Raw genomic sequence first — 22,431 nt, 5'->3', positions numbered from 1 at the left:
TCTTACCTTGGTAGATGAATCGTATAACGGCGACGTCAAAATCACTCTAACACAATACATGGGCGTCAAACAGAAGGCCGAATTATGCTAAAGATTTATGACAATTTGGTGACGTTCGAGTGTTTTTTGAACATCCTTGTTCCATTAAAGACAAACACTCACCACGATAAATGCATTCCAAGTTGGCCTTTATGCTGTCGCAAGCTGAGCAATCAATTGATAACCCAAATCAAAGTCAATTTTCCCAGCCAAACGATACACGGTCACATTCGCTAACTGATCGACATAATGCTCTGTCGAATCAATGACATTTAAATCTGCAAATACGCCTTGATTGTCTTGATAAAAAGGCCCAGGGCGTTTGCGTAGCCCTTCAATCACATCTGGCTCCTGAGACAAGTCAACCCGCTCTAATCGGGTTTCTTCTGGACTATCCAAAGACCAATCCAGCATGATCAAATTCACCAGTTGACCGGTTAACTGAACTCGATTAGGACCGTAATCATCTTCAATTTGCACATCGTATTTCTCTTCTAATGACCAAAGTTCACTGGTCGGCATAGAAGATAAAGCTTGCTGACGAGACTCAGGCAAGATATGACGTAAGCGTTCCGAATACAATAACGTGCCCGGATTAACCCGAGGCAATTTAGCCAAGCCTATGGTTTCTGTACTATTGCCAACTTTCTTAAACAGGATGCGGTCATTGGTTAAAAAGTCACGTGTGTCCTTTTCAAGGCAGCGCAACATCAAGGTCGACTTACCACCACCAGCACCGGCGGCAATTGCCGTCACCTGACCTTGTACACTAAACGCCGAGGCATGACCAAGGGTAAAGTCTTGACGCAAGAAGTGGTTCAAAAATTGATTGTTAATGAAATTAATGATTTGTGCTAAGTTAACCGAACACGGACCAAGTGCCACCAGCTGATCTGGACGCTGTAAAAAAGACATACCGGTTTTGAACTTCTTAATCCAACGGCCACCCGACACATCCAAGTAGCCTTCTTTACGACCTTGCTTTCCTACCTCACGAGGAACTTCTAACCAGTTCAACTCATCCCCAGCCGCTGCTTGCTCCATCACATATAAATCCATACTCGATGTGATGGGTTGAGTGACAGGCAAATAACTCTTGTAATACTCCATCAAGTCTTCAATCAGACTAAGCTCTGTGGCATGAACCCTGACTTGCAATTGCGCAAATTGAAACTGGGTTTGATGAAGACAGGTGGCGAAATGCGTTTCCACATGAGTCAGGTCTAAAATGTTCTGTATCATGACTTAGCGACCTCTTTTAGCACGTAATCAGCATATACTTCAGCGGCATCCACACCGCACCCTTCCAACGCACCTTTGAAGCCGCCAAAAGCCGATACCTCAAACACCACTGGACCTTGGTCCGTCAAAGCGATGTCTACTGTGGTGAAACTTAAGTCATAACAAGCTTGTGCTTTGCGCCCCAATTCAATCAGCTCCGCATCCGGTTCAAAACCTTCATAACGGCCACCACTGTTAATCGTTGTGTTCCAAGAATCCTCATTGCCGACACGAGCATAGGTACACACATACTCTCCCCCGACGAACACCATCCCTAAATCACGTCCATCTAGATTTACCGTCTGCTGAATATAATAAATGGATTGCAGCTGGCGATACTCTTCTAATGCGTTGCGTACAAACTCATCACTGTCTTCTTGAGTCAACATAATCATGCCGCGGGCTTTGGTAGAATACAGCGGCTTTAAAATGGCCGAACCAAACGCTCTTACCGTCTCAAAAGCGAGTTCAAGGTTTTCGGTGACGCGAGTTTTTGGCATCGGAATCTGCCCATGCTGTAACGCTAAGGTGCCCGCCAGACGATTAATCAGATTACCGACACTGTGGGTTGGGCTAAACAAGCGCACACCTGCTTGCTCAGCGTAAGACAGCAAACGCAAACGGTCTTCCGTCGCAGGAGAATAGACTTCACTGATCTTCTTGATGATCAAACCGTCCAGCGTGGTTAGATCCAGCCCTTGATACATCAAACCTTGGCTGTCTAAACATAACTCAACCTGATTCATATCAATCACAGCGCGAAACCCTGTTTGGGCCTCTAAACGATCGGCTAAGACTTCTGTGGACCACTTTCCAGGGATACCAATCACCCCAATTTTAGGTTTACTCAAAATAAAGATCCTTTAACGGTAAAGTGAATTTTTCAGCGTCTTCTGGCGTCAGTCTGGCCAGTTTTTCCAATAAGTAGCGCGACCTTAAGTGCATTCGTGTCGCCAATTTTTTATCAAAGATGAAGCGCGTCGAAGTAGCAAAAGAGCGAGCCAATCCCGCCGCCATGCGTACTTCAAACGTGTCATCATGTTGCTGTTTAGCAAAACGACGACCAAATCGATACACCTCTTTCGCACTTTCCATCATACGTTTTCGAGTGGCACCACTGAGCACCTGCAAACGGTAAATAGACACCATCAGCACGGACAAATCTTGAACATAATCGAAATAACTTGCCCGATGCAGATCAATGAAATAAATGCGTTTTTCCAAGCCGTCATAAATCAAGTTGTCGACGTTAAAGTCCCCATGGGTGAGAACACAAAAAGGCGCTCGCCAGTCTTGTTCTAGCAAGGCCACATCGGCCACCAGCGCATCAAAACTCGGCAAAACATGTTGGCAAATGCGTGTTTCTTGTTTAAAAAACTCTGGGTGTACTTTACGACTGTCACCAATTCGCTTACTCAACTGCATCATGAATTGAGCTGAGCAGGTTTCCCTCGTCAAGGTGGCTTTCCAGGTTTGATTGAGGGTTTTAAAAAGCTTCTTTAAGGCTTCCGACAAGGCCGATTCGTCTTCTCCCAGAAGCAAGGCTTCTAATGTTTTTCCCGGAATATGCTCAATTAACAAAGAAGATTGTTCTCCCACCTCATTGGCTTGTGCTAACACACAGGGGGCCAACTTAGGATCAATCTCACGCCAATGATTCACGCCCGCCACTTCCTCTTCGATTTTGCTGCGTTCGCCTTCTTTATATACAGCAAGCACCTCTTGACCACTTTGGTCTTTGTGAGAAATCGCGGCAATAGCGCTACCTGAACGAGTTAAAGCCAAACGACGCACCTTTAAATCGCTAAGGTCGTAATTGAGGTTGGCAGCACTGTCCAATAAATGAGGGTAGTTTTGTAAGCTGGCAACTTGGCCAAGATCAGATTTAATGAGCGCGTCCGCCACCACACTAAGCTGTTCGATCAGACGTTTTAAGCAAACATTGCTGAGAATCGACGCTCTTAACTCATCATCTCCTAGGGTCAACTTCACTTTTAGGGTATCGGCTTGCAAAGCCGCATAATTCGCCAGTAATTTTTGAATGCGGCGGCCCAACTTAATCCCAGTGCGACGTGGCTCTTGCTCTAAACCAAACTTCACTAAATCGAGGCTTCGCTTTACCTTCTTCATAAGCTTGATGCACGCCGTTGCAGAAGGGTGCTCATAGGGTTTATCCAACGTTCCTTCTAGCACACAATCAAAACAGTACTGGGTCAGGGAGTCCAACGCCACCGCAAGGGAACGCATCGCACTCACACGAGAATAAAAACGTCCCTTGGCTTTGCGTCGTTGCAATAGGCCTGCGGCTTCTAAATCGATCTTTTCTCGCAGTGTTTGCACATACCCGCGACGACTGCGGATACGCGGCAAAACATCGGTTGAGCAAGAGGTATAAAATTGAGTCACCAGCTGACAATGTGTCTCAACTTCATTGAGAAGAAAATACACATGTTCTTGTATAGCGGACAAATTCGTAACCGAAGGCATAACATCTTTTACCTTAAAATAGTCTTCTTCACTTTAATCCAACTAGACAACAACTTGATGACACTAATGTGACAGAAATATGTCGACAGTGTACTCACCTGAGTCTAGCCTCAAATACAAAAACGCGTTTTTTAAGAATCCAATCAATAAAATAGACCATAAGGTCGACATTTTCACATGACTTTTTGGCAAAAATATCGCTACTATCATGATTCACGGCTGGGGAGACTTAAAGACTATGGACATCAACTTCAAACAGAAAGTTCGTTCTAATCGAGAATATAACAGTCGCGACCCTGATGATTCTAAAGTGGTTCCTTTAAGTGAATTCGAAAGTGATCGAGGGAGAGTTATTAACTCAGCTGCCATTCGTCGCCTACAACAAAAGACGCAAGTCTTTCCATTAGAACGTAACGCCGCGGTTCGCAGCCGCTTAACCCACTCGATGGAAGTACAACAAGTGGGACGTTTTATCAGTCAAACCATCTTTAAAAATCTTTCCAAAGAGCAACAAGAAGCTTATGGCCTGTCGGATTTAGAGCGACAGTTCGAGTCCATTATTGAGATGTCATGCTTAATGCACGACGTCGGCAACCCATCGTTTGGTCACTTTGGTGAAGCGGCTATTAACCAATGGTTTGACGAACGAATCGCCACCTTATTTCAACGTGATGACATTACAGACAGCGAAGCGAATCTCACTGGATTAAAAACCGATCTGTGCCACTTTGAAGGAAATGCTCAGGCTCTTAGGATTGTCCATTCTTTACAGACGTTAAACCTCACTTACACTCAACTTTCCGGCATATTGAAATACACTCGTCGTGGTGATCAAGCCAAACCGGATGACGATCAAGCAAAAGCCTACCTGCAAAAAAAAGTGGGCTTTTATCTAAGCGAGCTGCCCATAGTCAACACCATCAACGACACCCTAAACATTCAAGCCGGAAACCGCTCTCCCTTCGCCTACGTAATGGAAGCGGCTGACGACATTTCTTACTGTATAGCAGACATAGAAGATGCGGTTGAGAAGGGCATTTTAAAGTTTGATGAGCTGTTACTCAGATTAAAAGAAGAGTTCCAAATCATCATAGGCAATCAGGGGAAATACCCTAAGATCAATGAAGATGATGCAACACAAATGTCAAACTTGATCGAAAAAAGTCTATGGCAATACAAACGAACCAACATCATCAGTGATTTTTTCGTGCAATTCAGAGTCGCGATCAACACAAAATCGGTACAGTATGCCAGCGAACAATTTATTGAACACATCGAAGAGATTTTCCATGGCTCCTACAACCAAGCCTTACTCGAAGACGGCAGCCTGGTTCATGCCATATTGGACACATTAAAGGCCGTCGCCTTTAAACACGTATTTTGTTCTGAAGAAGTGCAAAAGCAAGAGCTGCAAGGCTATCGAATTATTGCTGGCCTATTAGACATCTACTTGCCTTTATTGCAACTTGACCGAATAAGCTTTGAGAAAATAATCAATCAAGAAGGCCAAACACCGCTTTATCAAACCCGCCTTTGCAATAAGATCGCCGGTCGCCAACTGGCGGCTTACCACAAAGCCATGTCGCAATTTGCCGAATTTAAACAAGAGTTTGAGGAAGATATTTTACGCAATCTCAGTGATAATGCTTGGGAGCTCTACTTTCGCTGTCGTCTTATCCAAGACTATATCAGCGGCATGACCGATCAATTTGCTTATGACGAATACCGTGCTTTGCATGTAATTGAGAGTTAAAGACATATGAAGATACGTAAAATTCAATCTCGCGATGCGTTAGCTTGGTCAGCGTTGAGAATAGAATTTCTCCCTGAAATCAAAGATATCAGCCAGCAAGAAGTAAATGACTTTTTTCTAGGCACCTATCCTAATATAAAAGAAGTTTTTATTGCACTTGATGATACCAGCCAAAACATGATTGGTTTTATCGAACTAAACCTTCGCGATAACATTCCCGGCAGTCGCCAACAAACTACCCCCTATATTGAAGCTTGGTTTGTCTCCCCTAGTTACCAAGGACAAGGCATTGGCAAAGCGTTAATCAAAACAGCGGAAAACTGGGCGAGAGAGCAAGGCTTTCATGAACTAGGCAGCGATGCGCCAATAACCAATGAAAAAAGCGTCAATCTTCATAGGCAACTTGGCTTTAACGAAGTAGAGCGAGTCGTTTGTCTACTAAAACGGTTAACCCATGACTCTTAAAGAAACAAAAAACCGCTGCACTTGGGCTGATTCTGCTCCCGACTTCCCTCATTACCACGATACAGAATGGGGTTTTCCTGTGGCAGAAGATCAACGTTTGTTTGAAAAACTCTGTTTAGAAACATTCCAATCTGGCTTGAGCTGGCGGACGATATTGGCAAAGCGCGACAGCTTTCGAGAAGCCTTTCAACACTTTGACATTCAGAAAGTCGCCCAGTTCGAAGAAAAAGACATAGCTGACCTGTTAGAGAATAAAAACATCGTCCGTAACAAACGCAAAATCCTCGCCGTCATCAACAATGCTCAAAAAGCCTTACCATTAATTGAACAGGAAGGTTCCCTCGCAGCATTTCTATGGGGCTACGAACCTGACGAAGCCACACAACCGCCGCCCCCAGAGACACAAACCACTTGCCCTGAATCCATCGCGCTTGCCAAGGAACTTAAAAAACGCGGCTGGCAATTCGTTGGACCCACAACCATCTACGCCTTCATGCAGTCCATGGGCATGGTCAATGATCATGCTGAAGATTGCTTTATGCGAGAGGAAATTGATCAAGCTAGACAAGAGTTTAAGCGACCATCCCGAGCTAATCCCTCAAAATAGCACTCATATGTCATTTAACGGTGGCTGACAGATAATCAAAGATGTTGTTAACCCAATACTTTAGACTGAATCTGCGCTTTACCAAGTTTTTTCGCCAACAAAAGCTGCGCATCGGCTTCTTCAAAATACGTCCAAAAGTCTTCTGTCACTTTAGGCAAGCCATGCACTAAACCAATACTCACCGAGACAAACAGGTCATCCTTCATCGAGGAAAGATCAATATGACTAACCACATCAAGAATGCACTGAGCTTTTGCTTGAGCATCGTCTAGCGTGGCATTCGGCAAGATTAATACAAACTCATCACCACCATAACGCGCCAAAATATCCATAGGCTGAAGACAAGTCGAGATATGACGAACAAAGGTTTGCAGCACCTTATCACAACCATGGTGAGTCAGATCCGTGTTTAATTGTTTAAAGTTGTCGATGTCTAACACCAGCACCGCCATCGGCGTACGGCCATCAGCAATAAAAAACTGTGACTGTTTGGTTTCAAGATAGCGTCGATTGGGAATATTCAGAAAGTCATCCCTGATCACCAATTGCGTGAGACGTTCTTTTTCCCCTTCCAACAAATCACATAGTTGACGCTCTGCGGTGATGTCTCGATCTGCACCGATATAAAGTTCGGGCATGCCATCTTCAGCTCGAGTGATCACCGTACCTTTATTGGCAATCCAACGATATTCTCCATCCACTAAGAAACGGTATTCACCTTCAAAAACGTCACTTATCCCCTCCACAATGTCATTCCAAGCTTGTCGAGTAACGTCGCGATCATCGGGGTGGACATAATCCAGCCACATCAATGGATCATATGATACCTGAGCCGCAAAATCTGCATCTGGAATAAGAGAGGAAATAACATCTCGTCCACCGGAATAATGATTTATTACGAAAACATTCACTCTCGCTAAAGCAGCCGTTATCGACGGATCATTAAACAAGACATCAAGCGTTTTTTGCTTCCTCGTCATGGAGGCTACCTTATATTGAATTCATCACATGAAACTGAAAAAGATGTTCATTAGAACCCGCCGATAATAAGTTGAGACGTTCGTTTTTTCAACGTAATGAAAACAAACGTTACATTTTTATCCTTGTTTTAAAAAGAAAAATTCGCTGTTGATGTCTTTTTCTCTATATCTGACAAAACGCCCAAATTTAGTGCGAAAATTAATCTTTGCATCGAAACATTTTCGGTCTTAACGTCAGTTCTTGCTGGTCACAAAATGCACGATTGGGGCTTTTAAAAATGCTCTGAATGATGGACAGTGTAAAAACAAGAATGGTGCAGTGTGTAATTTATGTCGATTAAAGAGATAGCCACCCAATTGGATTTGTCGGTATCCACAGTGTCACGCGCACTAAATGATTATCCCGACATTAGCCCTAGAACCAAAAAACGTGTGCTAAAGGAAGCCGCACGACAGGGTTACCAACTAAAAGGGGCGGATGCCGCGCATTGGGTGCAATCCAAGCGGGTTATCACGGCCATTGTGCCGAACCAAGACATGCAGTATCTCGACACCATTCTTTCGAAGGTTCTTGCTGGAACCCGAAACGCTCTACAAGCAGAAGGCTATTTACTGCAAGTGGTGACAATCGATACTGGCAAGCAGGAACTGAGTGAATTTGAGCGCCTTGTTAAAGCGGGCGATCAAGACGGTTTCTTGCTCCTTCGCACTCGGGTCAACGACCCTAAAGTCCATCGTTTACTCAAGCTTAATGTGCCTTTTGTGTGTTATGGACGCACCGAACGGGCGACGCAGTTTGCTTGGTTAGACTTGGATAATTACCAAGTCGGCCAACTAAGTCTCAATCAACTTTACGAACAAGGTCACCGCCACATTGGTGTGATCTCGGTCAGCGAACGCTATTTTTTTGCCCATGAAAGACGCCGTGGTATTCAAGACGCCGCCGCACAACTTGGGCTAACGATCGCTTCCGAACACTGTCTAGAAGTTGGCTTTGACGAGGAAGAAAGTTATCTCGCCTGTGCCGAGTTCCTCATCCAGCACCCAGACATCAGTGCGCTGATTTGCTTAACCAGCACCAGTGCGCGCAGTGCCGCATTAGCGGTAACGCGATTACACCACACCCAGCTTAACCACAAAGAAAAGCCGGTGAGTGTAATTGGTTGTGATACCCCTGCCGATGAGCTGACCGCCAGTATGGGGATCACCAGCATTCAGCAGGCGACACCCGGACACATTGGCGAGCAACTTGCCAAGATGATGGTATCGCGCATCAAGGGAACCCCTGTAAAAGAGTTACAGGTCATGCTAGCACCAGGAGTGGTAAAGACAGGGTTTTAACCCCAAAAACGTTCGGAAAACTCGTATAACAATAACATGAGGAAACGACAATGAATCAATCGCTGACAATCACCCGTTCCATTCTGCTCAGTGGCTTATTAATAAGTCAAATATCCAACGCTGCTACGGTAGAGTTCTGGACAGCACAAACTCAATCTGATCGACTGCAAACCATTGAACTCTTGGCCAGCACCTTTGAAGCCTTAAACGATGGTGTCACCGTCAAGGTGGTGGGCGTAGATGAAAACGAAATGGCCACACAAATGGCAGCGGCCGTTGCAGCTGGGACCACACCGCAATTAATCGAAGTGAACTCCGAAATCATCATGGCATTGGGAGAAGAGGGCATTGTCGACACACAAACCCACCAAGGCGTTATTAACGACATAGGTAAACGCCGCTTCCATACCGGTGCTCTGACCACACTGACGTCTCCACAAGGACAATATTACGGTTTGCCGTATCATGGTTGGATTCAAGGTATTTGGTACCGCAAAGACTGGTTTGATGAAAAAGGGCTGGCTGCACCTAATACTTGGGAAAACATCGCAACCGCTGCCAAAGCACTGACCGATAAAGCCAATAATCAATATGGTATTTTAGTGGGCACCAAACAAGATAGCTACACAGAGCAAGTGTTCACACAATTAGCCCTGTCCAATAATGCCGCCGAATTTGATGCCGAGGGTCACTTGGTATTCAACAGCCCAGCCACTCTAGAAACCATCCAATATTATAAAGACCTCGCCCTGTATAATCCTCCAGGACCACAAAATTGGCGCGCCCGAGATTATTACCTTCAAGGCAAAATGGGCATGTTTTTCTATTCCACCTATATTATGGATGATTTGGCCCTTGCAGAAGTCGCCAAAGGCTCCTTATCCTCCGAGAACTTCAAAGAGTTAAGCGGTGGCACCTTCGACCCAGAACTGGTCAAAAACACCGCCTTTGCTCCCATCATTTCCCATAAAAGCGCGGCCTCTTACGGTACCTTGTCTGGACTCGTGGCGCTGAAAACCAGCCGCGCGGCAGACGCCAAGGCAACCAAAGACTTCATTGAGTTTATGTACGACCCTGCCAGCTACATTACCTTCCTACATATGGCACCCGGTGGTATGAACCCTATGTTAAAAGGCATTGCCGAAGACCCAGCTTACTTAGACGATCCAAACGGTGTATTCAAACTCTACGGTGCAGACAAAATGAAGCAAATTGTGTCTGGGTTTGATGACATTCGCTCCTTCTCTGTAGTCGGCGGTAAAACCTTCCCGGCCTCAGGCGCCATTTTTGCCAAATCGGTCATTCCTCGAATGATCTATGACGTCACAATTGAAGGCAAAGATCCTCAGCAAACTCTGGATGCGGCGGAAGCTGAAATGAAGACCATAATGGCACAGTAAATCATCATACTGTGGAAGAACAATCTGCTGCGTTCAAAAGCAGATTGTTCTCGAGGAGAAAGTATGTCTTCCGTATTAATAAAAAATGAATCTAGATTGGGACTAAAACTGGTTGCCCCAGCCGTAGGCATTATTGGTCTGTTGGTGATTTACCCCATTCTGTTCAATCTGTACCTAAGTTTTTTCGATGTGCAGCTCAATGGCAGCAAAACCTTTGTCGGACTGAACAACTATACGGAGTTGCTAGGTAATCCACGCTATTACCATTCGATTGGCGTGTCTGTTATTTACCTCATCGGCACCGTCATCGGCACCACAGTATTAGGATTGGCGGCGGCCATTCTGATGAACCAGACCTTTCGATTTCGCAATCTGGCCAGAGGTTTAATTCTATTGCCTTACTTCGCGCCTGTGATCAGCGTGGTGTTTGGCTGGCAATTCATCTTTGATCCCGTAAACGGCATTTACAACCATGTGGTAGTGGATGTATTGCACCTTACCAACGAAAGGGAAAACCTCATTGGCAACCCTGATTCTGCCCTGTTCGTCGTAATCTTATTCGATATCTGGAAGCACTTTCCCATTGCCTATTTGCTTTTCTTAGCCAAGCTGCAAAGTGTACCAAAAGACTTATACGAAGCCGCCGCGATAGATGGACAAAACCCCTGGGGACGTTTTTGGCATGTCACCTTACCCGAGTTAAGATTTGTCATCGCGACCGTCGTGTTACTGCGTGTGATCTGGAACTTAAATCGCTTTGAAGACGTGTATTTACTCGCCCCAAATGTCGAGACCTTGCCAATTTTTACCTATTACCAAGCCTTCGCAGGCATAGTCGATCAAGGCGCAGCCGCAGCCATTTCAGTGATTCAATTGCTGGTCTTGGTTGGCTTAATCTGGCTGTACGTTCGCAAAGTACTCAAGTGGTAGGAGATGACTCATGATGAATAAACGCACGCCGCTTCAATCCGTGACCTTATACGCGTTAGTGCTCGCGTTGGTGATCTTCTGCGTGTTTCCATTTTTGCAGATTCTATCAACCTCGCTTAAACACCCCATTGATTGGGGCAATCCGTCACTCATTCCGCGCATAGTACACTTGGATGCTTATAAAGAATTGCTCGGCTTAATGCCAGCAAAAGAGGTTGATGTACCCGCCAGCATCCAACGCTTACTGGACAATCCAGCCTTATCAGCGGAAAAGAAACAAATGCTACTGGCAAAATTCAGCTCAGGAGGGGATGTCTTCCCCTTCGGGCGCTACATGCTGAATACCTTCGTAATTTCCTTTATTACCGGCATTTGCTCGACTTTCTTAGCCTCACTCGCAGCCTATGCCATTGCCCGTTTGCGTTTTCCCGCCCAATCGCTGATGGCTAACGGTGTGCTCTTTGTCTACATGGTAGGTGGGGTTTTGCTGATGGTGCCGCTCTACCAAATGAGCGTTAACGTGGGATTGGCGTCCAGCGCAGGCGGTACGATTTTCAGTTTGTTTTTAATCTATCTGATTCAAACCTTACCCGTCGCCATGTACATGCTGGGCAATTATTTCCGCACTATTCCCTTTTCATTGGAAGAAGCCGCCATGATGGACGGTTGCTCAAGAGTGGAAGCCTTTTGGCGAATTATCATGCCCTTATCCAAACCCATGTTGTTTACCGTGTTTATCTACTGTTTTGTCATCGCTTGGAACGAGTATTTATTCGCCTCGGTGTTTCTAAAACAGTATCAAGATTTCCACACTTTGCCCTTGGCATTACAAACCTTATTTACCTCAAAAAATGCCATCTGGGATCGCATTATGGCGGCCTCCATGCTGACTCTGTTGCCCGTCATTATTTGCTTTATGTTGGCCAATCGACATTTGTCCGGCGGGCTAACCGACGGTGGAGTGAAAGGCTAACTATGAAGACTGAGCTTGCAAATACTTTGTTAAAAATGGACTCGAAGTGCTCATTTATAACTATAAACTCCGCCTTCTCACCCATTTTTGCCTCGTCTTTGCGTCGCTCAGCACTTCCTAGATAGAGATATTTTAAAAATAAGGAATACGATTATGAGTTCCGTGATTTTAAGAAACGTCAACAAATCCTACGGTAATTTACCGATAGTGAAGAACCTCAATTTAGACGTAAAAGACGGTGAGTTTGTGGTCTTGGTTGGTCCAAGTGGCTGCGGAAAAAGCACAACCTTACGCATGGTCGCCGGGTTAGAAGACATTACCCAAGGAGACATTCAGATTGGTAATAAAACCATTAACGATTTGCCGCCTCATAAACGCAACATTGCCATGGTGTTTCAAAACTATGCTCTGTATCCGCATATGTCCGTTCGGGAAAACATCATCTTTGGCCTGAAAAAATCCGGTGCCGATGCTGAAACCATAAAGAACAAACTGGCGGATGTGTCGGACATGCTCAAACTCAACGAGTATTTGGATCGCAAACCTGCGGACTTGTCCGGTGGACAGCGCCAACGCGTCGCTATGGGACGAGCACTGGCTCGTGACGCTGACGTTTACCTGTTTGACGAACCGCTTTCCAACCTAGACGCCAAACTGCGCCATCACATGCGTACTGAGATCGCGCGTATACAACATCAGTACAACATGACGGCCATTTACGTGACCCATGACCAGATCGAAGCCATGACGCTGGGTGATCGCGTCGTGGTAATGCGTGACGGCATCGTAGAACAGGTCGGCACGCCGATGGACATTTATCTGCAACCCACCAACACCTTTGTGGCGACCTTTATTGGTTCCCCTGCGATGAATCTGATCGAAGCCAAGCTAGAAGGAGAAGAGCTGGTATTCGACAATTATCGACTGCCTGCGACAAAAATCGCCAATGTCGACATGCACTCTCTCAGTGCTCACGACACTGTCTTAGTCGGCATTCGTCCTGACTTTTTTGAAGACAGCACCTTATCATCACCAAGCGACAATCTATTTGAATTCAACAACATAGAAGTAAACCTTGTTGAAAACCTCGGCTTCGACAAAGAAATTCTCTTCAAACTCGGCGGCGAAGATGCGAAAGCCAGACTGGATTTACGCTCCCACGTCAAACGCCAACAACACATTTCCTTGTCCGTGGATCTAAACCGAGTCTTACTGTTCGACACCAGCACACAAGGCATGTTGCTGAACGCGGGGGAGGTTTGAGCCTCCCTCACAAATAGCTCCAATGAATAGCAAATTAAACTATTGTTTCTATTCTTCTAGTCTAGAGTCAGGAGAGACCGATGCAACATTTAAACTTTGTACAAGTGAACTGTTACCACTGATTAAGTCACTTAAGTTTCCATTTTGTGTATCTACCATACCTAATTCCCGAAGAAGAGAATCTACAACTGGCGCATTCGCACGATAATTAAGTGCAGCGTTTGTCACTTGGTCTGCAATATTAGACGACTTTGATTCATCACCTTGACCAGCAATGGATTGACTACCATATCCTTGAAGAATTTTGATCCCGTCAATATTTTCAAGCGGTTTTACAGAATTCAAAATCATTTCAGGTAGTACTTTCAGGATGGCTAATGTTTTCTGTAAACCAATTTGCTCATCTTTCAAGATGTTTTCAGCAGCATATAGAGCTTCTTTACCAGAAGCTTCCACTGCAAGCACTTTTTCATCTGCCTCAGCTTGTAAGATTTTGGCATCTGAATTCGCTTTTGCTTCGGTAAGAATAGCCTCTGCCATGTATTGAGCAGCTTCTTTCTTAGCAGACGCTTCAATGGTGATACCAACAGCCTCACGCTCGGCTTCTTTTTTAGCATCAATTACTTCTGTTTGTTTACGACGATTCGCTTCCGCCAACTGTCTAACGGTTATTACTTCTTCTTCTTTTTCCGCTTTAAGTTTTTCAGCCTCCGCCGCTTTAGCTCTAGCTGCTGACTCTTCTTCCGATTTTTGAGCGATAGCAATTTGTTTCACTTGCTCAGCAACTTCTACTGCTTGCTGTTGCATTATTGTCGACTCATCTAAGGCCTGTTGTTTAGCAATTTCACGAGTTTCAATTTCTTTTGATTTTTCGATTTCTGCTGTTTCAATCGTTCTTTGCTTTGAAATGATAGCAACTTGTTCTTCTTGCTCTTTTTGTTCTCTTTGTTTCGCAATTTCTGCTTTTTGTTCTTGACGCTTAAACGCTAGTATTTGCTCTTGCGTCAAACGGGCTTCTTCTTCATTTCGCTTCACATCCAAAGAAAGTTTTTCAGCTTCAAGGTTACGCTGCTCTATTTTGATACGATTCTCTTGCTGAATATCATTTGTTTCTTTACGTTTTTCTTCGATGATTTTAGCTAATCGCGCTCGGCCTTCCGCATCGAAAGCATTATTTTCATTGAAGTAAATTAAATCCGTTTGGTCGAACCCTGTAAGCGAGACAGACTCAAGCTCCAATCCATTTTTTTCTAAATCATTGGCAACACTTTGCTGTACCTTTTGCACAAAGTCAGTACGCTGCTCATGCATTTCAGTCATGCTCATTTCTGCTGCTACTGCACGTAGTACATCGACAAATTTGGACTCCATTAATTTTTTGAGTTCATCAACACGTGTTGTTCGCATACCAAGTGTTTGTGCTGCCATTGAAATACCTTCAGCATTCGGAGCGACCCGTAAATAAAAATCTGCTCTCACATCTACTCGCATACGATCTTTTGTAATAAGTGCATCTTTTTGTATCTTTTCCACTTCGATACGCAAAGTATTCATGTTCACAGGTATCGTTTCATGTAGTACAGGTAATACGATAACACCGCCATCTTTTACCACTTTTTCGCCACCTAGTCCCGTTCTTACGAACGCAGTTTCTTTAGTGGCTCTCACATAAAGTTTTGCAAAAATTAATCCAATTGTAATAAGACCAACCAACACAATACCGATAATAGTCAACGTAAAACTGACGGCTGTATCATTTAAAAATTCCATATTATATTCCTTAATTTAGATAAACGAAGTATCAACTAAAGTCGCTTTCCAATGCCCTTCAGCTTTTTGGATTAGTACGACTCTCTGTCCTTTATGAAAGGTCTCTTTCGTTGTTAGAGGTTCGACCATGAGATAATGCTTTTGCTGAAATACATCTATAATACTAGCTTCAGCAGGTGAACCTACAGAAGCTATACCTATAGTAATTGTGGCAATACCACCTTCAAATGAATCCGTTTTGATGGCTGATGACTCATTCTTTGGTAGTACCAGTGCGAGCTTAATACCTATAGTTTTTGACAAAAATACTCCCAGAAACACCGCTATAGGCAAAGAAACTATCAGAGGGAGTAATGCTGAAAATAAAATTTCAGAAACATAATTCGCAACGAGGCCCGATAAAGAAAAATTAACGAATAAGAGAACTAACCAAATCAGAACAGGAAGCTGACCGAAGCACATCCAACCTAATATTTTCGTTAAAAAACCGTCTGGAATATCCATATCGATTGAAAGCATATCATCAAGAAAAGATGAGATACTTATTCCAATCAGCAACCCAATGCCTTCCAAAAATGCAATGACAATGACAATACCAACCATGATTAAATAAGGCGAATTCCCATCAGCCAAAAAGAAACTCAGCATCCATTCACTCCAAACTTATTATTTATAATTCGAACGAGATTTAATCTCTTCTAAAATACTGACTGCTGAGGTTTGAGGAGATGAAATACCAGCCTCTTCAAGCTTTTTATCCAGATCAAATTGCGTTTCCATTTCCTGGGCTGCTTCAATACGTGCTTCAAAATATTCTTGTTTATTTTTAATACGTTCTAAGCTTTCTTTAGCTGATGAAACAGAAGATTTGCCTGCAAGAATATTCGCATGAATCGTTTCTTGGGCTTTTTGTACAGAGTCTGTCGCTTTCACTTGCTCAAGCTGTGTTGTGAGGTCATTGATTTGAGCCTCTGCAGTTTGAATCTGTGTTCTGATTTTCAAAGCACTTTTACCAAAGCTCTGAGCTTGGCTCTTTTGCTGATCTCGCTCTGATTGCAATATTGCAATACGATCTGCAATTTCGAGAGCAAGATTTTCATTTTCTTTCTTTAATGCCATTACAACATTGCGCTCGTAATCTTCTATTTGCTCTGTTAACGCGGCTGATTTTGCAACAGCTTGCTTTTGACGAGCCAATAACGAAATCTCACTTTCTTTGGCTTTAGTTACTGACTCTCTAGAATCTCTAAGCTCTTGTTCAAGTATACGAATTGCATTCGCATCAACAACAGCTTCACCTATCTCATTAGCACCACCTTTTAAGGCAGTAAATAGCTTCCTAAAAATTGTCATTTCACACTCCTTTACCTTTAGATAGACATTCAAATTGCTTTAGCATTGAACTTATACAATGGCTCTAATGTATCAATTACATTAAATGTATTGCTTACTAACTGCATTAGTTCTTCAATAATTACTTCAATTCTAGATTGGGTAGATAAAGCACCAAATAAAACGTACCAATCGACGCTATTTATTGATTGGATTGCAATAGTACTTAAAGGAAGATATTTGTGTGTCGTCAATAATAAATAATCAATCTCAGATGGATTATCAAACTCATGACGCTCCACTAGCGCAACCTCAACAAGAACTTGCTTATCACTCACTGCAATTACGATAGGAAGTTCACCAAAATTATGAAAAGTAAGTAAGAGGGATGTACTCTCTAGGTCAAAGGATACGTTATTCGCATCATAGAACCCTCTTTCATCAAAACTCTCGTGTATACGTTCCAATGTCCAATCCATAATAATGTTTCCCTAATTAGTTACTAAGTTATGGAAAAGATAAAACACTAATTAATAACTTTCAACTAAAATTAATAATATTTAATTTTAGTTGAAAATATTCTCCCTTCCGCTATGCTCTGTACAATGCAATAAACGAAATGAGAAGTCACAATGCCTAAAAAAGCCCCATCAATAAACCAAGAATTGGATAACCTTCTTGTCGTCAGTAAAATGGAGTGGAAAGAAACCCTGAAAAGCTGGTTACCCGCTTATATTAAAAGAGCTGGACTTGATCATGAAACACTTTCTAATCAGCTCTGGGAGCAATTTCATGTGCGTCAGAAAACGACTAACTTACGTTCAAAATTTAGTCAAGGCACAGTGGATGGCCAACTATTATTACAGATCCTTCTTTTGTGCGATCAACAAGTAAATTTGTCTGAAATTAGCGAGTGCTATGAGAGAGCCAAAATTAAAATTCAAAAATCGAAAGATTAAAATCTTTTCGAACAATACTCTCTAGCTCAACCTCTGCACATTTACCTCAGTGAGCCGCTCATTGAGTAATTGATCAATTCTTGGTGGTTCTTGATCACTCTGTTTTCTGCTTGGATTTCAAAGCCCCTTTTGAGGAAGAAGGCCTTAGCGATTTTACTCGCTTCCACATACATGGTTTGGCAGCCATTTTCTATCGCGGTGTTTCTCGCATAATGAAAAAGCGTCTTAGCAACACCTTGACCTTGGTAATCAGGATGGATGTACAGACAATCTATATGACCATCTAGCTCCAGCTCAATAAATCCGACAATGACACCATCTATGGTTGCCAAAAATGGTCTGGTTCTTTCTAACCGCGCTTCCCACATATTGTAATCTGGCGGTGAAGGCGACCATGCATCTAACTGCTCTTGTGAATAGATGTCTGGGCTGATTGCATGCACTGAATCATGAAAAAGATTCGCGATGCCTTTTGCATCGGAAGTTTTGTAGTGTCGGATTTTCACGCCATCCCCGCACCTAGGGTTGCTCTTACTGGAATGCCTTCAATCTCGAAACCCGCCAAACAATAAACATTGATACCAAAGAAATCGGGGGAGACGCGTTTACGGTGAAAAGGGTAAATTCCGCAAGTTTTGCAGAAAAAATGCCGCGCTGTTTTAGTATGAAATTGATATTCAGTCAGACTATCTTCGCCTTTGATGAGTTGGAATTTGCTTTCATGGACTTTTACCATGAGTGCATTTTTTCGAATGCAAATAGAACAATCACAGGTCGTCAACTCTGGGGCATCGGTAATGATTTTGAATTCTACGCTTCCACAATGACAACGTCCTAAATATTCCTTTTCTTGCATAGTGCGCTTCCTTTTCGTTCTGGATGGAGGGATAGATCACCGCCGATGTTATGATGACAGCTTTTCCACTAGGTAATCAATAAAGACTCGCACACGCTCAGGCATATGTTGTCCGCCAATGAAAACCGCATGAATCAGCTCTTTATCCTGTGGATTATAGTCTTCTAATAAGGGCACTAATTGCCCGGATTTCAATGCATGCTCAATGTGAAAATTACCCACTCGTGTGATGCCAATATCCTGCATCGCAAGCTCCACTAAGGTTTCACCATTATTGGCAATCATATTGCCTGAAATCGGCAAAATATAATGTTGTCCTTCATCGCACATTGGCCAACCAGGTTCTAGGCGGTTAAAACTGAAATCCAAGCAATTATGCTGCTCAAGGTCGGCTGGCGTTTTCGGTATACCAGCCTTTGCCAGATAGTTCGGTGTGGCCACTATGGTTCGCCCCGTTTCCCCTAAACGGCGGGCACTCAAATTGCTATCGGGCAACTGACCAAAGCGAATCGCAACATCGATGTGTCCCCCTTCTACGTCACTGATCAGATCACTGACTTCGATTTCTAGCTTAATGTCTGGATAGCGCGCTAAAAATTCCTGATATAAGGGAACCATAGTCAATCGACTGTGCGCGGCAGCGGTACTTATTTTAAGTAAACCGCTCGGACGTGCTCGATTGGCAATGGCCGACTCTGTCTCTTCAAGGTCATTTAGAATGCGCCGTGCTGCCAAGGCATAAGCTTCTCCCTCACTGGTCAAATGCAAATGACGCGTCGTTCTTACAATAAGTCGTACACCAAGACGTGTTTCCAGTCGCGTCATCATGCGACTCACCGCAGAAGGGGTTAATCCCATTTGTTTACCAGCAGCACTCAAACTGCCAGTGGTTGCCACCTTTAGAAAGGTTTCCATTTCAGTGGTTTTATCGACTTTCAACTGTTTCATTTGTGAATCCAATGCAAAAGAGATTGACATAACCCCTATCTATTCAAAGGAAGCATCTCTGGTTATATTCCCCACAATCATAAATCAACGGAAATTAAGATGAAAATTAACTTACCTCTATTGACGTTAGCCATTGGTGCATTTGGCATAGGTGTGACCGAGTTTTCGCCCATGGGAATGCTGCCTGTCATTGCAAATGACCTAGGCGTCTCCATTCCAACCGCAGGCATTTTAATCAGTGCTTATGCTTTTGGTGTATTGGTCGGCGCGCCTATCATGACCTTGGCTTTTGCCAACATGCCCCGCAGACGTTTACTCCTGTTATCCATGGCAATTTTTACCTTGGGTAACTTAATCAGCGCACTTGCAGACAGTTACGCAACCTTATTGATCGGTCGTATCATTACGTCATTCAATCATGGCGCCTTCTTTGGGGTTGGTGCTGTGGTCGCCACCAGCATAGTACCAGCCAATAAACGGGCAGGGGCGGTAGCTGCTATGTTTTCAGGCCTGACCCTTGCCACCATTGGCGGTGTGCCTTTAGCCAGTTTTATTGGCAGTACCATAGGTTGGCGCATTGCTTTCTTCGGAATTGCCGCCATTGGCGTAATTACCATGCTGGCACTCAGATTCAGCTTACCGCCACTGGCCAACACGGAGAAAGCAAACATACGTCATGAGTTGAGTGTATTAACTCGCGGCCCAGTGCTAGCGGCATTATTGCTTACCGTGGTTGGCGCCAGCTCGATGTTTACCGTGTTCACTTACATTGTGCCGATTTTGCAGCAAGAAACATTAGCATCAACCACCTTTGTTACCGCGATGTTAGTGCTCTACGGTGTAGGGTTATCAGTAGGGAATGTATTGGGGGGACGCTTTGCTGATAAATCTCTGTACGGTACCTTAATTGTGTCTCTGGTAAGCGTCACTGTATTGTTACTGCTTTTCTCCACCTCCATGACATCGGCTTGGATTACCGCTCCGCTGATCTTTTTCTGGGGTGTCGGCAGCTTTGCAGTGGTGCCGCCATTACAATCCCTTGTTGTACAGGAAGCCAGCGAGGCACCTAATTTGGCCTCCGCTATGAACATTGGCGCATTCAATCTGGGTAATGCAATCGGCGCGGCTCTTGGCGGTGCGGTGATCAGTGCGGGACTCGGTTTACCTGCGGTTTCCATTGCCGGTGCTGCAACCGCCATCTTAGGGCTAATGATGACAGTCTTCTTAAATCGACGACGTCAGGAAACTCAAGTATTGGCATAAAAGTCCATAACGTCATTCTGACAATCTCAAAAAGACATAACCGCCGACGGTATTATCTCGACGGTTATGTTTTTTTATTTAAGCATCCTACAACTTACCCGCTCCAGCGTTGGCTGTTACATACTCAATGACCTCACTGGCAGGTAAAACCGGAGCAGGGCCATACAAGTTTGGCTGCCAACCCACGTCTTTTGATAGAGACTTACCACTGACTCGGTTCGCCTCTTCAATGATATCGAGCATCTCACCGTTGAACATAGAACCTCGATCAAACGCCACGTCACCTTTCATATGACCAATCGCATTCGCCGGCGTGCCATTCGCAATTTCGAATACATTTGCTTCTGAGAAAATCGCAGAATGTTTCCCCGCACCTAATGCTTGACGTAAGATATTATGTGTAGGTTTATCCTTTAACGAATCCACATGGCGCTCATAATTATTGTCACCCTGACCATCACCAGAGGCGTCTCCCACAAAGTAATTGTTGTAACTGTGAACTTGTCCGTAACGTACCCTTGGCATACGCTGACCAACATTACTAAAGTAATTACTATGTAGTGTTACTCGTAAATAGCCGGTATCTTTTGTCTTTTTGTCACTGTTTCCTATGAGCATAGCTTTATCATGATCATGGAAGTAACTGTTTGATATGGTTACCAAATCCGCTTGATTTGTAATGTCGATCAAACCATCATGATGCTGGACTTTCTGAGTAATTTCATTCTGCGGGAAAGGGTAAACAGGAGGAAACAAGGCATCAGGTCGATCGCCATCAGAAAAAGTGCAATGGTCAACCCAGATGCGTTTAGCACCACTGATAGAGATCAAATCGTATTCTGCATTCCAACGACCACCACGACATTTTTGTGGCCCAACATTGGCATTCACATACTCAGCCTGACAACCTGGGTAACTGGTATCGATTTTAAAACTGTCACCAGGATCCCAACCTGGGAAATAGTCAAAGGCATCTTCAAAATGAATATTACGAATGATGACATTCTCTACACCAGCACTGAGATAAAGCATGCCTTTGACAATTTTTGCATCGTCTCCCAAGCCGATCAAACTGGTATTGGGTGGAATCTCGATGACGATCTGAGATCTTTGCTTATCGACAGAAGCCAAACGTGCCTCTTCTAACGGCCCGGTTAGCTTTCTGTTTGGACGCTTCTTGATAAGCGGCTTAATGTTCCAAACTGATGGGGCGTAGGTATTTTTATAATCTTCGAAGTTATAAGGTGCAACGGTGTAATCCTCTTCTTTGAGTTCACGACCTTGATCATCGGACGATAGGTTAACTGTGCCACTAATTTTAAGGATTTTCGGTGAATCGCCCGCGATTTTTAAAGCGTCTACCAATGCTTTTCGACTGCTGACAGTATAAATATGCACATCAGATGCATTCGCCCCACCTGTTACGCCTCCCTCAGCAGCCGCCCAGCCATCGCTAGGCGGTAAGACTTGTTGAGAGATATCTGCATAGAGGCCACCCGAGCCAAAGTTTGAACATCCCATGATGAAACTGGCAACTAGGCATGACGCCGCTAACATTTTTCTATTCATCTGTTTCTCCAATGTATTGAAAATAAATACACTCAGCGAGTTCACCACGTGTATTTGAAAATCAATTTTTTATTTTTATTACTTGGAATAAGCAGAAAGCCGATAAGAAGCTTTCTACTCAAGAGAATAGATTAGCAGGGGAAATGAAATAAATAAAACGATGTTTTATTTATTATGATAATGCGTTTTCTGAAACTTGAAGCCAAACCACTTTA

At 43.9% G+C, this 22,431-nt stretch carries 22 protein-coding genes; 10 read left to right on the top strand and 12 right to left on the bottom strand.

Annotated elements, in window-relative coordinates:
- Positions 1 to 189: 189 nt before the first annotated feature.
- Genes MAR181_RS00625 through MAR181_RS00615 form a run of 3 tightly spaced genes read right to left on the bottom strand, consistent with a single transcriptional unit; the run spans position 190 to position 3,807 of the window.
- The gene (locus tag MAR181_RS00625; protein WP_013794670.1) at positions 190 to 1,281 is read right to left on the bottom strand and encodes an HprK-related kinase B; all 1,092 of its coding nucleotides are present in this window, start codon (positions 1,279 to 1,281) and stop codon (positions 190 to 192) included.
- Positions 1,278 to 2,171 (bottom strand): GAK system ATP-grasp enzyme, encoded by an 894-nt coding sequence (locus MAR181_RS00620; RefSeq protein WP_013794669.1) that lies wholly within the window; start codon positions 2,169 to 2,171, stop codon positions 1,278 to 1,280. Before MAR181_RS00620 ends, MAR181_RS00625 begins: the two co-directional genes overlap by 4 nt.
- Positions 2,164 to 3,807, bottom strand: a complete 1,644-nt coding sequence (locus tag MAR181_RS00615; protein WP_013794668.1) for a phosphotransferase — start codon at positions 3,805 to 3,807, stop codon at positions 2,164 to 2,166. The genes MAR181_RS00620 and MAR181_RS00615 overlap by 8 nt, the downstream gene beginning before the upstream one ends.
- 238 nt (positions 3,808 to 4,045) lie before the next feature.
- Here MAR181_RS00615 and dgt point away from each other — a divergent pair, with 238 nt between their 5' ends.
- From dgt to MAR181_RS00600, 3 genes are read left to right on the top strand one after another with little or no spacing between them, the layout of a single operon-like run.
- Complete coding sequence (dgt, locus tag MAR181_RS00610; RefSeq protein ID WP_013794667.1) at positions 4,046 to 5,560, top strand: dGTPase; 1,515 nt, start codon at positions 4,046 to 4,048, stop codon at positions 5,558 to 5,560.
- A 6-nt stretch (positions 5,561 to 5,566) separates the two neighbouring features.
- Positions 5,567 to 6,025 (top strand): GNAT family N-acetyltransferase, encoded by a 459-nt coding sequence (locus MAR181_RS00605; protein WP_013794666.1) that lies wholly within the window; start codon positions 5,567 to 5,569, stop codon positions 6,023 to 6,025.
- Positions 6,015 to 6,632: a DNA-3-methyladenine glycosylase I gene (locus tag MAR181_RS00600; RefSeq protein WP_013794665.1), complete on the top strand. Its 618-nt coding sequence runs from the start codon at positions 6,015 to 6,017 to the stop codon at positions 6,630 to 6,632. Before MAR181_RS00605 ends, MAR181_RS00600 begins: the two co-directional genes overlap by 11 nt.
- A 47-nt stretch (positions 6,633 to 6,679) precedes the next feature.
- Here the strand turns inward: MAR181_RS00600 and MAR181_RS00595 are convergent, their stop codons facing one another.
- Entirely contained in the window at positions 6,680 to 7,612 is a 933-nt protein-coding gene (locus MAR181_RS00595) for a sensor domain-containing diguanylate cyclase (RefSeq protein ID WP_013794664.1), read from the bottom strand.
- Positions 7,613 to 7,942: 330 nt separating this feature from the next.
- On the opposite strand from MAR181_RS00595, the gene MAR181_RS00590 reads away from it, so the two are divergent.
- The 5 genes from MAR181_RS00590 (at position 7,943) to MAR181_RS00570 (ending at position 13,519) form a co-directional block, all read left to right on the top strand.
- Entirely contained in the window at positions 7,943 to 8,953 is a 1,011-nt protein-coding gene (locus MAR181_RS00590; RefSeq protein ID WP_013794663.1) for a LacI family DNA-binding transcriptional regulator, read from the top strand.
- 50 nt (positions 8,954 to 9,003) lie between these two features.
- Positions 9,004 to 10,353, top strand: coding sequence for an extracellular solute-binding protein (locus MAR181_RS00585; RefSeq protein WP_013794662.1), 1,350 nt, complete (start codon positions 9,004 to 9,006; stop codon positions 10,351 to 10,353).
- 63 nt (positions 10,354 to 10,416) lie between these two features.
- Positions 10,417 to 11,283 (top strand): carbohydrate ABC transporter permease, encoded by an 867-nt coding sequence (locus MAR181_RS00580; RefSeq protein WP_013794661.1) that lies wholly within the window; start codon positions 10,417 to 10,419, stop codon positions 11,281 to 11,283.
- Between the two features lie 10 nt (positions 11,284 to 11,293).
- Positions 11,294 to 12,256 carry a carbohydrate ABC transporter permease gene (locus MAR181_RS00575; protein WP_013794660.1) on the top strand — a complete coding sequence of 321 codons (963 nt, stop codon included), beginning with the start codon at positions 11,294 to 11,296 and terminating at the stop codon, positions 12,254 to 12,256.
- 153 nt (positions 12,257 to 12,409) lie between these two features.
- Entirely contained in the window at positions 12,410 to 13,519 is a 1,110-nt protein-coding gene (locus MAR181_RS00570; protein ID WP_013794659.1) for an ABC transporter ATP-binding protein, read from the top strand.
- Between the two features lie 48 nt (positions 13,520 to 13,567).
- Here MAR181_RS00570 and MAR181_RS00565 read toward each other — a convergent pair whose 3' ends face one another.
- The 4 genes from MAR181_RS00565 to MAR181_RS00550 are packed head-to-tail and all read right to left on the bottom strand — an operon-like array spanning position 13,568 to position 17,100.
- Positions 13,568 to 15,289: a flotillin family protein gene (locus MAR181_RS00565; RefSeq protein WP_013794658.1), complete on the bottom strand. Its 1,722-nt coding sequence runs from the start codon at positions 15,287 to 15,289 to the stop codon at positions 13,568 to 13,570.
- A gap of 15 nt (positions 15,290 to 15,304) precedes the next feature.
- On the bottom strand, positions 15,305 to 15,937 hold the full coding sequence (locus tag MAR181_RS00560) for an OB-fold-containig protein (RefSeq protein ID WP_013794657.1): 633 nt from the start codon (positions 15,935 to 15,937) through the stop codon (positions 15,305 to 15,307).
- An 18-nt stretch (positions 15,938 to 15,955) separates the two neighbouring features.
- A complete protein-coding gene (locus MAR181_RS00555) occupies positions 15,956 to 16,642 on the bottom strand; it encodes a PspA/IM30 family protein (protein WP_013794656.1) in 687 nt (228 codons plus the stop codon).
- Between the two features lie 29 nt (positions 16,643 to 16,671).
- Complete coding sequence (locus MAR181_RS00550; RefSeq protein ID WP_013794655.1) at positions 16,672 to 17,100, bottom strand: DUF2170 family protein; 429 nt, start codon at positions 17,098 to 17,100, stop codon at positions 16,672 to 16,674.
- A 153-nt stretch (positions 17,101 to 17,253) separates the two neighbouring features.
- On the opposite strand from MAR181_RS00550, the gene MAR181_RS00545 reads away from it, so the two are divergent.
- On the top strand, positions 17,254 to 17,580 hold the full coding sequence (locus MAR181_RS00545) for a DUF6471 domain-containing protein (RefSeq protein WP_013794654.1): 327 nt from the start codon (positions 17,254 to 17,256) through the stop codon (positions 17,578 to 17,580).
- Positions 17,581 to 17,621: 41 nt separating this feature from the next.
- On the opposite strand, the gene MAR181_RS00540 is transcribed toward MAR181_RS00545, so the two are convergent.
- Genes MAR181_RS00540 through MAR181_RS00530 form a run of 3 tightly spaced genes read right to left on the bottom strand, consistent with a single transcriptional unit; the run spans position 17,622 to position 19,384 of the window.
- Positions 17,622 to 18,086 (bottom strand): GNAT family N-acetyltransferase, encoded by a 465-nt coding sequence (locus MAR181_RS00540; RefSeq protein ID WP_013794653.1) that lies wholly within the window; start codon positions 18,084 to 18,086, stop codon positions 17,622 to 17,624.
- Complete coding sequence (locus tag MAR181_RS00535) at positions 18,083 to 18,436, bottom strand: GFA family protein (protein ID WP_013794652.1); 354 nt, start codon at positions 18,434 to 18,436, stop codon at positions 18,083 to 18,085. The genes MAR181_RS00540 and MAR181_RS00535 overlap by 4 nt, the downstream gene beginning before the upstream one ends.
- Positions 18,437 to 18,484: 48 nt before the next feature.
- Entirely contained in the window at positions 18,485 to 19,384 is a 900-nt protein-coding gene (locus tag MAR181_RS00530; protein WP_013794651.1) for a LysR family transcriptional regulator, read from the bottom strand.
- Positions 19,385 to 19,483: 99 nt separating this feature from the next.
- Here MAR181_RS00530 and MAR181_RS00525 point away from each other — a divergent pair, with 99 nt between their 5' ends.
- Positions 19,484 to 20,647: an MFS transporter gene (locus MAR181_RS00525; RefSeq protein WP_013794650.1), complete on the top strand. Its 1,164-nt coding sequence runs from the start codon at positions 19,484 to 19,486 to the stop codon at positions 20,645 to 20,647.
- A gap of 87 nt (positions 20,648 to 20,734) precedes the next feature.
- On the opposite strand, the gene MAR181_RS00520 is transcribed toward MAR181_RS00525, so the two are convergent.
- The gene (locus MAR181_RS00520; RefSeq protein ID WP_013794649.1) at positions 20,735 to 22,216 is read right to left on the bottom strand and encodes a pectate lyase family protein; all 1,482 of its coding nucleotides are present in this window, start codon (positions 22,214 to 22,216) and stop codon (positions 20,735 to 20,737) included.
- Positions 22,217 to 22,431: the final 215 nt, after the last annotated feature.

Source organism: Marinomonas posidonica IVIA-Po-181, from assembly GCF_000214215.1.
Lineage (GTDB): Bacteria > Pseudomonadota > Gammaproteobacteria > Pseudomonadales > Marinomonadaceae > Marinomonas > Marinomonas posidonica.
This window is presented reverse-complemented; position numbering and strand designations above follow the sequence as displayed.

Coding starts and splice junctions, on each gene's coding strand:
- MAR181_RS00590 (WP_013794663.1), top strand. CDS start 7,943: ATGTCGATTAAAGAGATAGCCACCCAATTGGATTTGTCGGTATCCACA.
- MAR181_RS00535 (WP_013794652.1), bottom strand. CDS start 18,436: ATGCAAGAAAAGGAATATTTAGGACGTTGTCATTGTGGAAGCGTAGAA.
- MAR181_RS00525 (WP_013794650.1), top strand. CDS start 19,484: ATGAAAATTAACTTACCTCTATTGACGTTAGCCATTGGTGCATTTGGC.
- dgt (WP_013794667.1), top strand. CDS start 4,046: ATGGACATCAACTTCAAACAGAAAGTTCGTTCTAATCGAGAATATAAC.
- MAR181_RS00550 (WP_013794655.1), bottom strand. CDS start 17,100: ATGGATTGGACATTGGAACGTATACACGAGAGTTTTGATGAAAGAGGG.
- MAR181_RS00555 (WP_013794656.1), bottom strand. CDS start 16,642: ATGACAATTTTTAGGAAGCTATTTACTGCCTTAAAAGGTGGTGCTAAT.
- MAR181_RS00585 (WP_013794662.1), top strand. CDS start 9,004: ATGAATCAATCGCTGACAATCACCCGTTCCATTCTGCTCAGTGGCTTA.
- MAR181_RS00605 (WP_013794666.1), top strand. CDS start 5,567: ATGAAGATACGTAAAATTCAATCTCGCGATGCGTTAGCTTGGTCAGCG.
- MAR181_RS00545 (WP_013794654.1), top strand. CDS start 17,254: ATGCCTAAAAAAGCCCCATCAATAAACCAAGAATTGGATAACCTTCTT.
- MAR181_RS00570 (WP_013794659.1), top strand. CDS start 12,410: ATGAGTTCCGTGATTTTAAGAAACGTCAACAAATCCTACGGTAATTTA.
- MAR181_RS00595 (WP_013794664.1), bottom strand. CDS start 7,612: ATGACGAGGAAGCAAAAAACGCTTGATGTCTTGTTTAATGATCCGTCG.
- MAR181_RS00625 (WP_013794670.1), bottom strand. CDS start 1,281: ATGATACAGAACATTTTAGACCTGACTCATGTGGAAACGCATTTCGCC.
- MAR181_RS00580 (WP_013794661.1), top strand. CDS start 10,417: ATGTCTTCCGTATTAATAAAAAATGAATCTAGATTGGGACTAAAACTG.
- MAR181_RS00565 (WP_013794658.1), bottom strand. CDS start 15,289: ATGGAATTTTTAAATGATACAGCCGTCAGTTTTACGTTGACTATTATC.
- MAR181_RS00600 (WP_013794665.1), top strand. CDS start 6,015: ATGACTCTTAAAGAAACAAAAAACCGCTGCACTTGGGCTGATTCTGCT.
- MAR181_RS00615 (WP_013794668.1), bottom strand. CDS start 3,807: ATGCCTTCGGTTACGAATTTGTCCGCTATACAAGAACATGTGTATTTT.
- MAR181_RS00560 (WP_013794657.1), bottom strand. CDS start 15,937: ATGCTGAGTTTCTTTTTGGCTGATGGGAATTCGCCTTATTTAATCATG.
- MAR181_RS00575 (WP_013794660.1), top strand. CDS start 11,294: ATGATGAATAAACGCACGCCGCTTCAATCCGTGACCTTATACGCGTTA.
- MAR181_RS00530 (WP_013794651.1), bottom strand. CDS start 19,384: ATGAAACAGTTGAAAGTCGATAAAACCACTGAAATGGAAACCTTTCTA.
- MAR181_RS00520 (WP_013794649.1), bottom strand. CDS start 22,216: ATGAATAGAAAAATGTTAGCGGCGTCATGCCTAGTTGCCAGTTTCATC.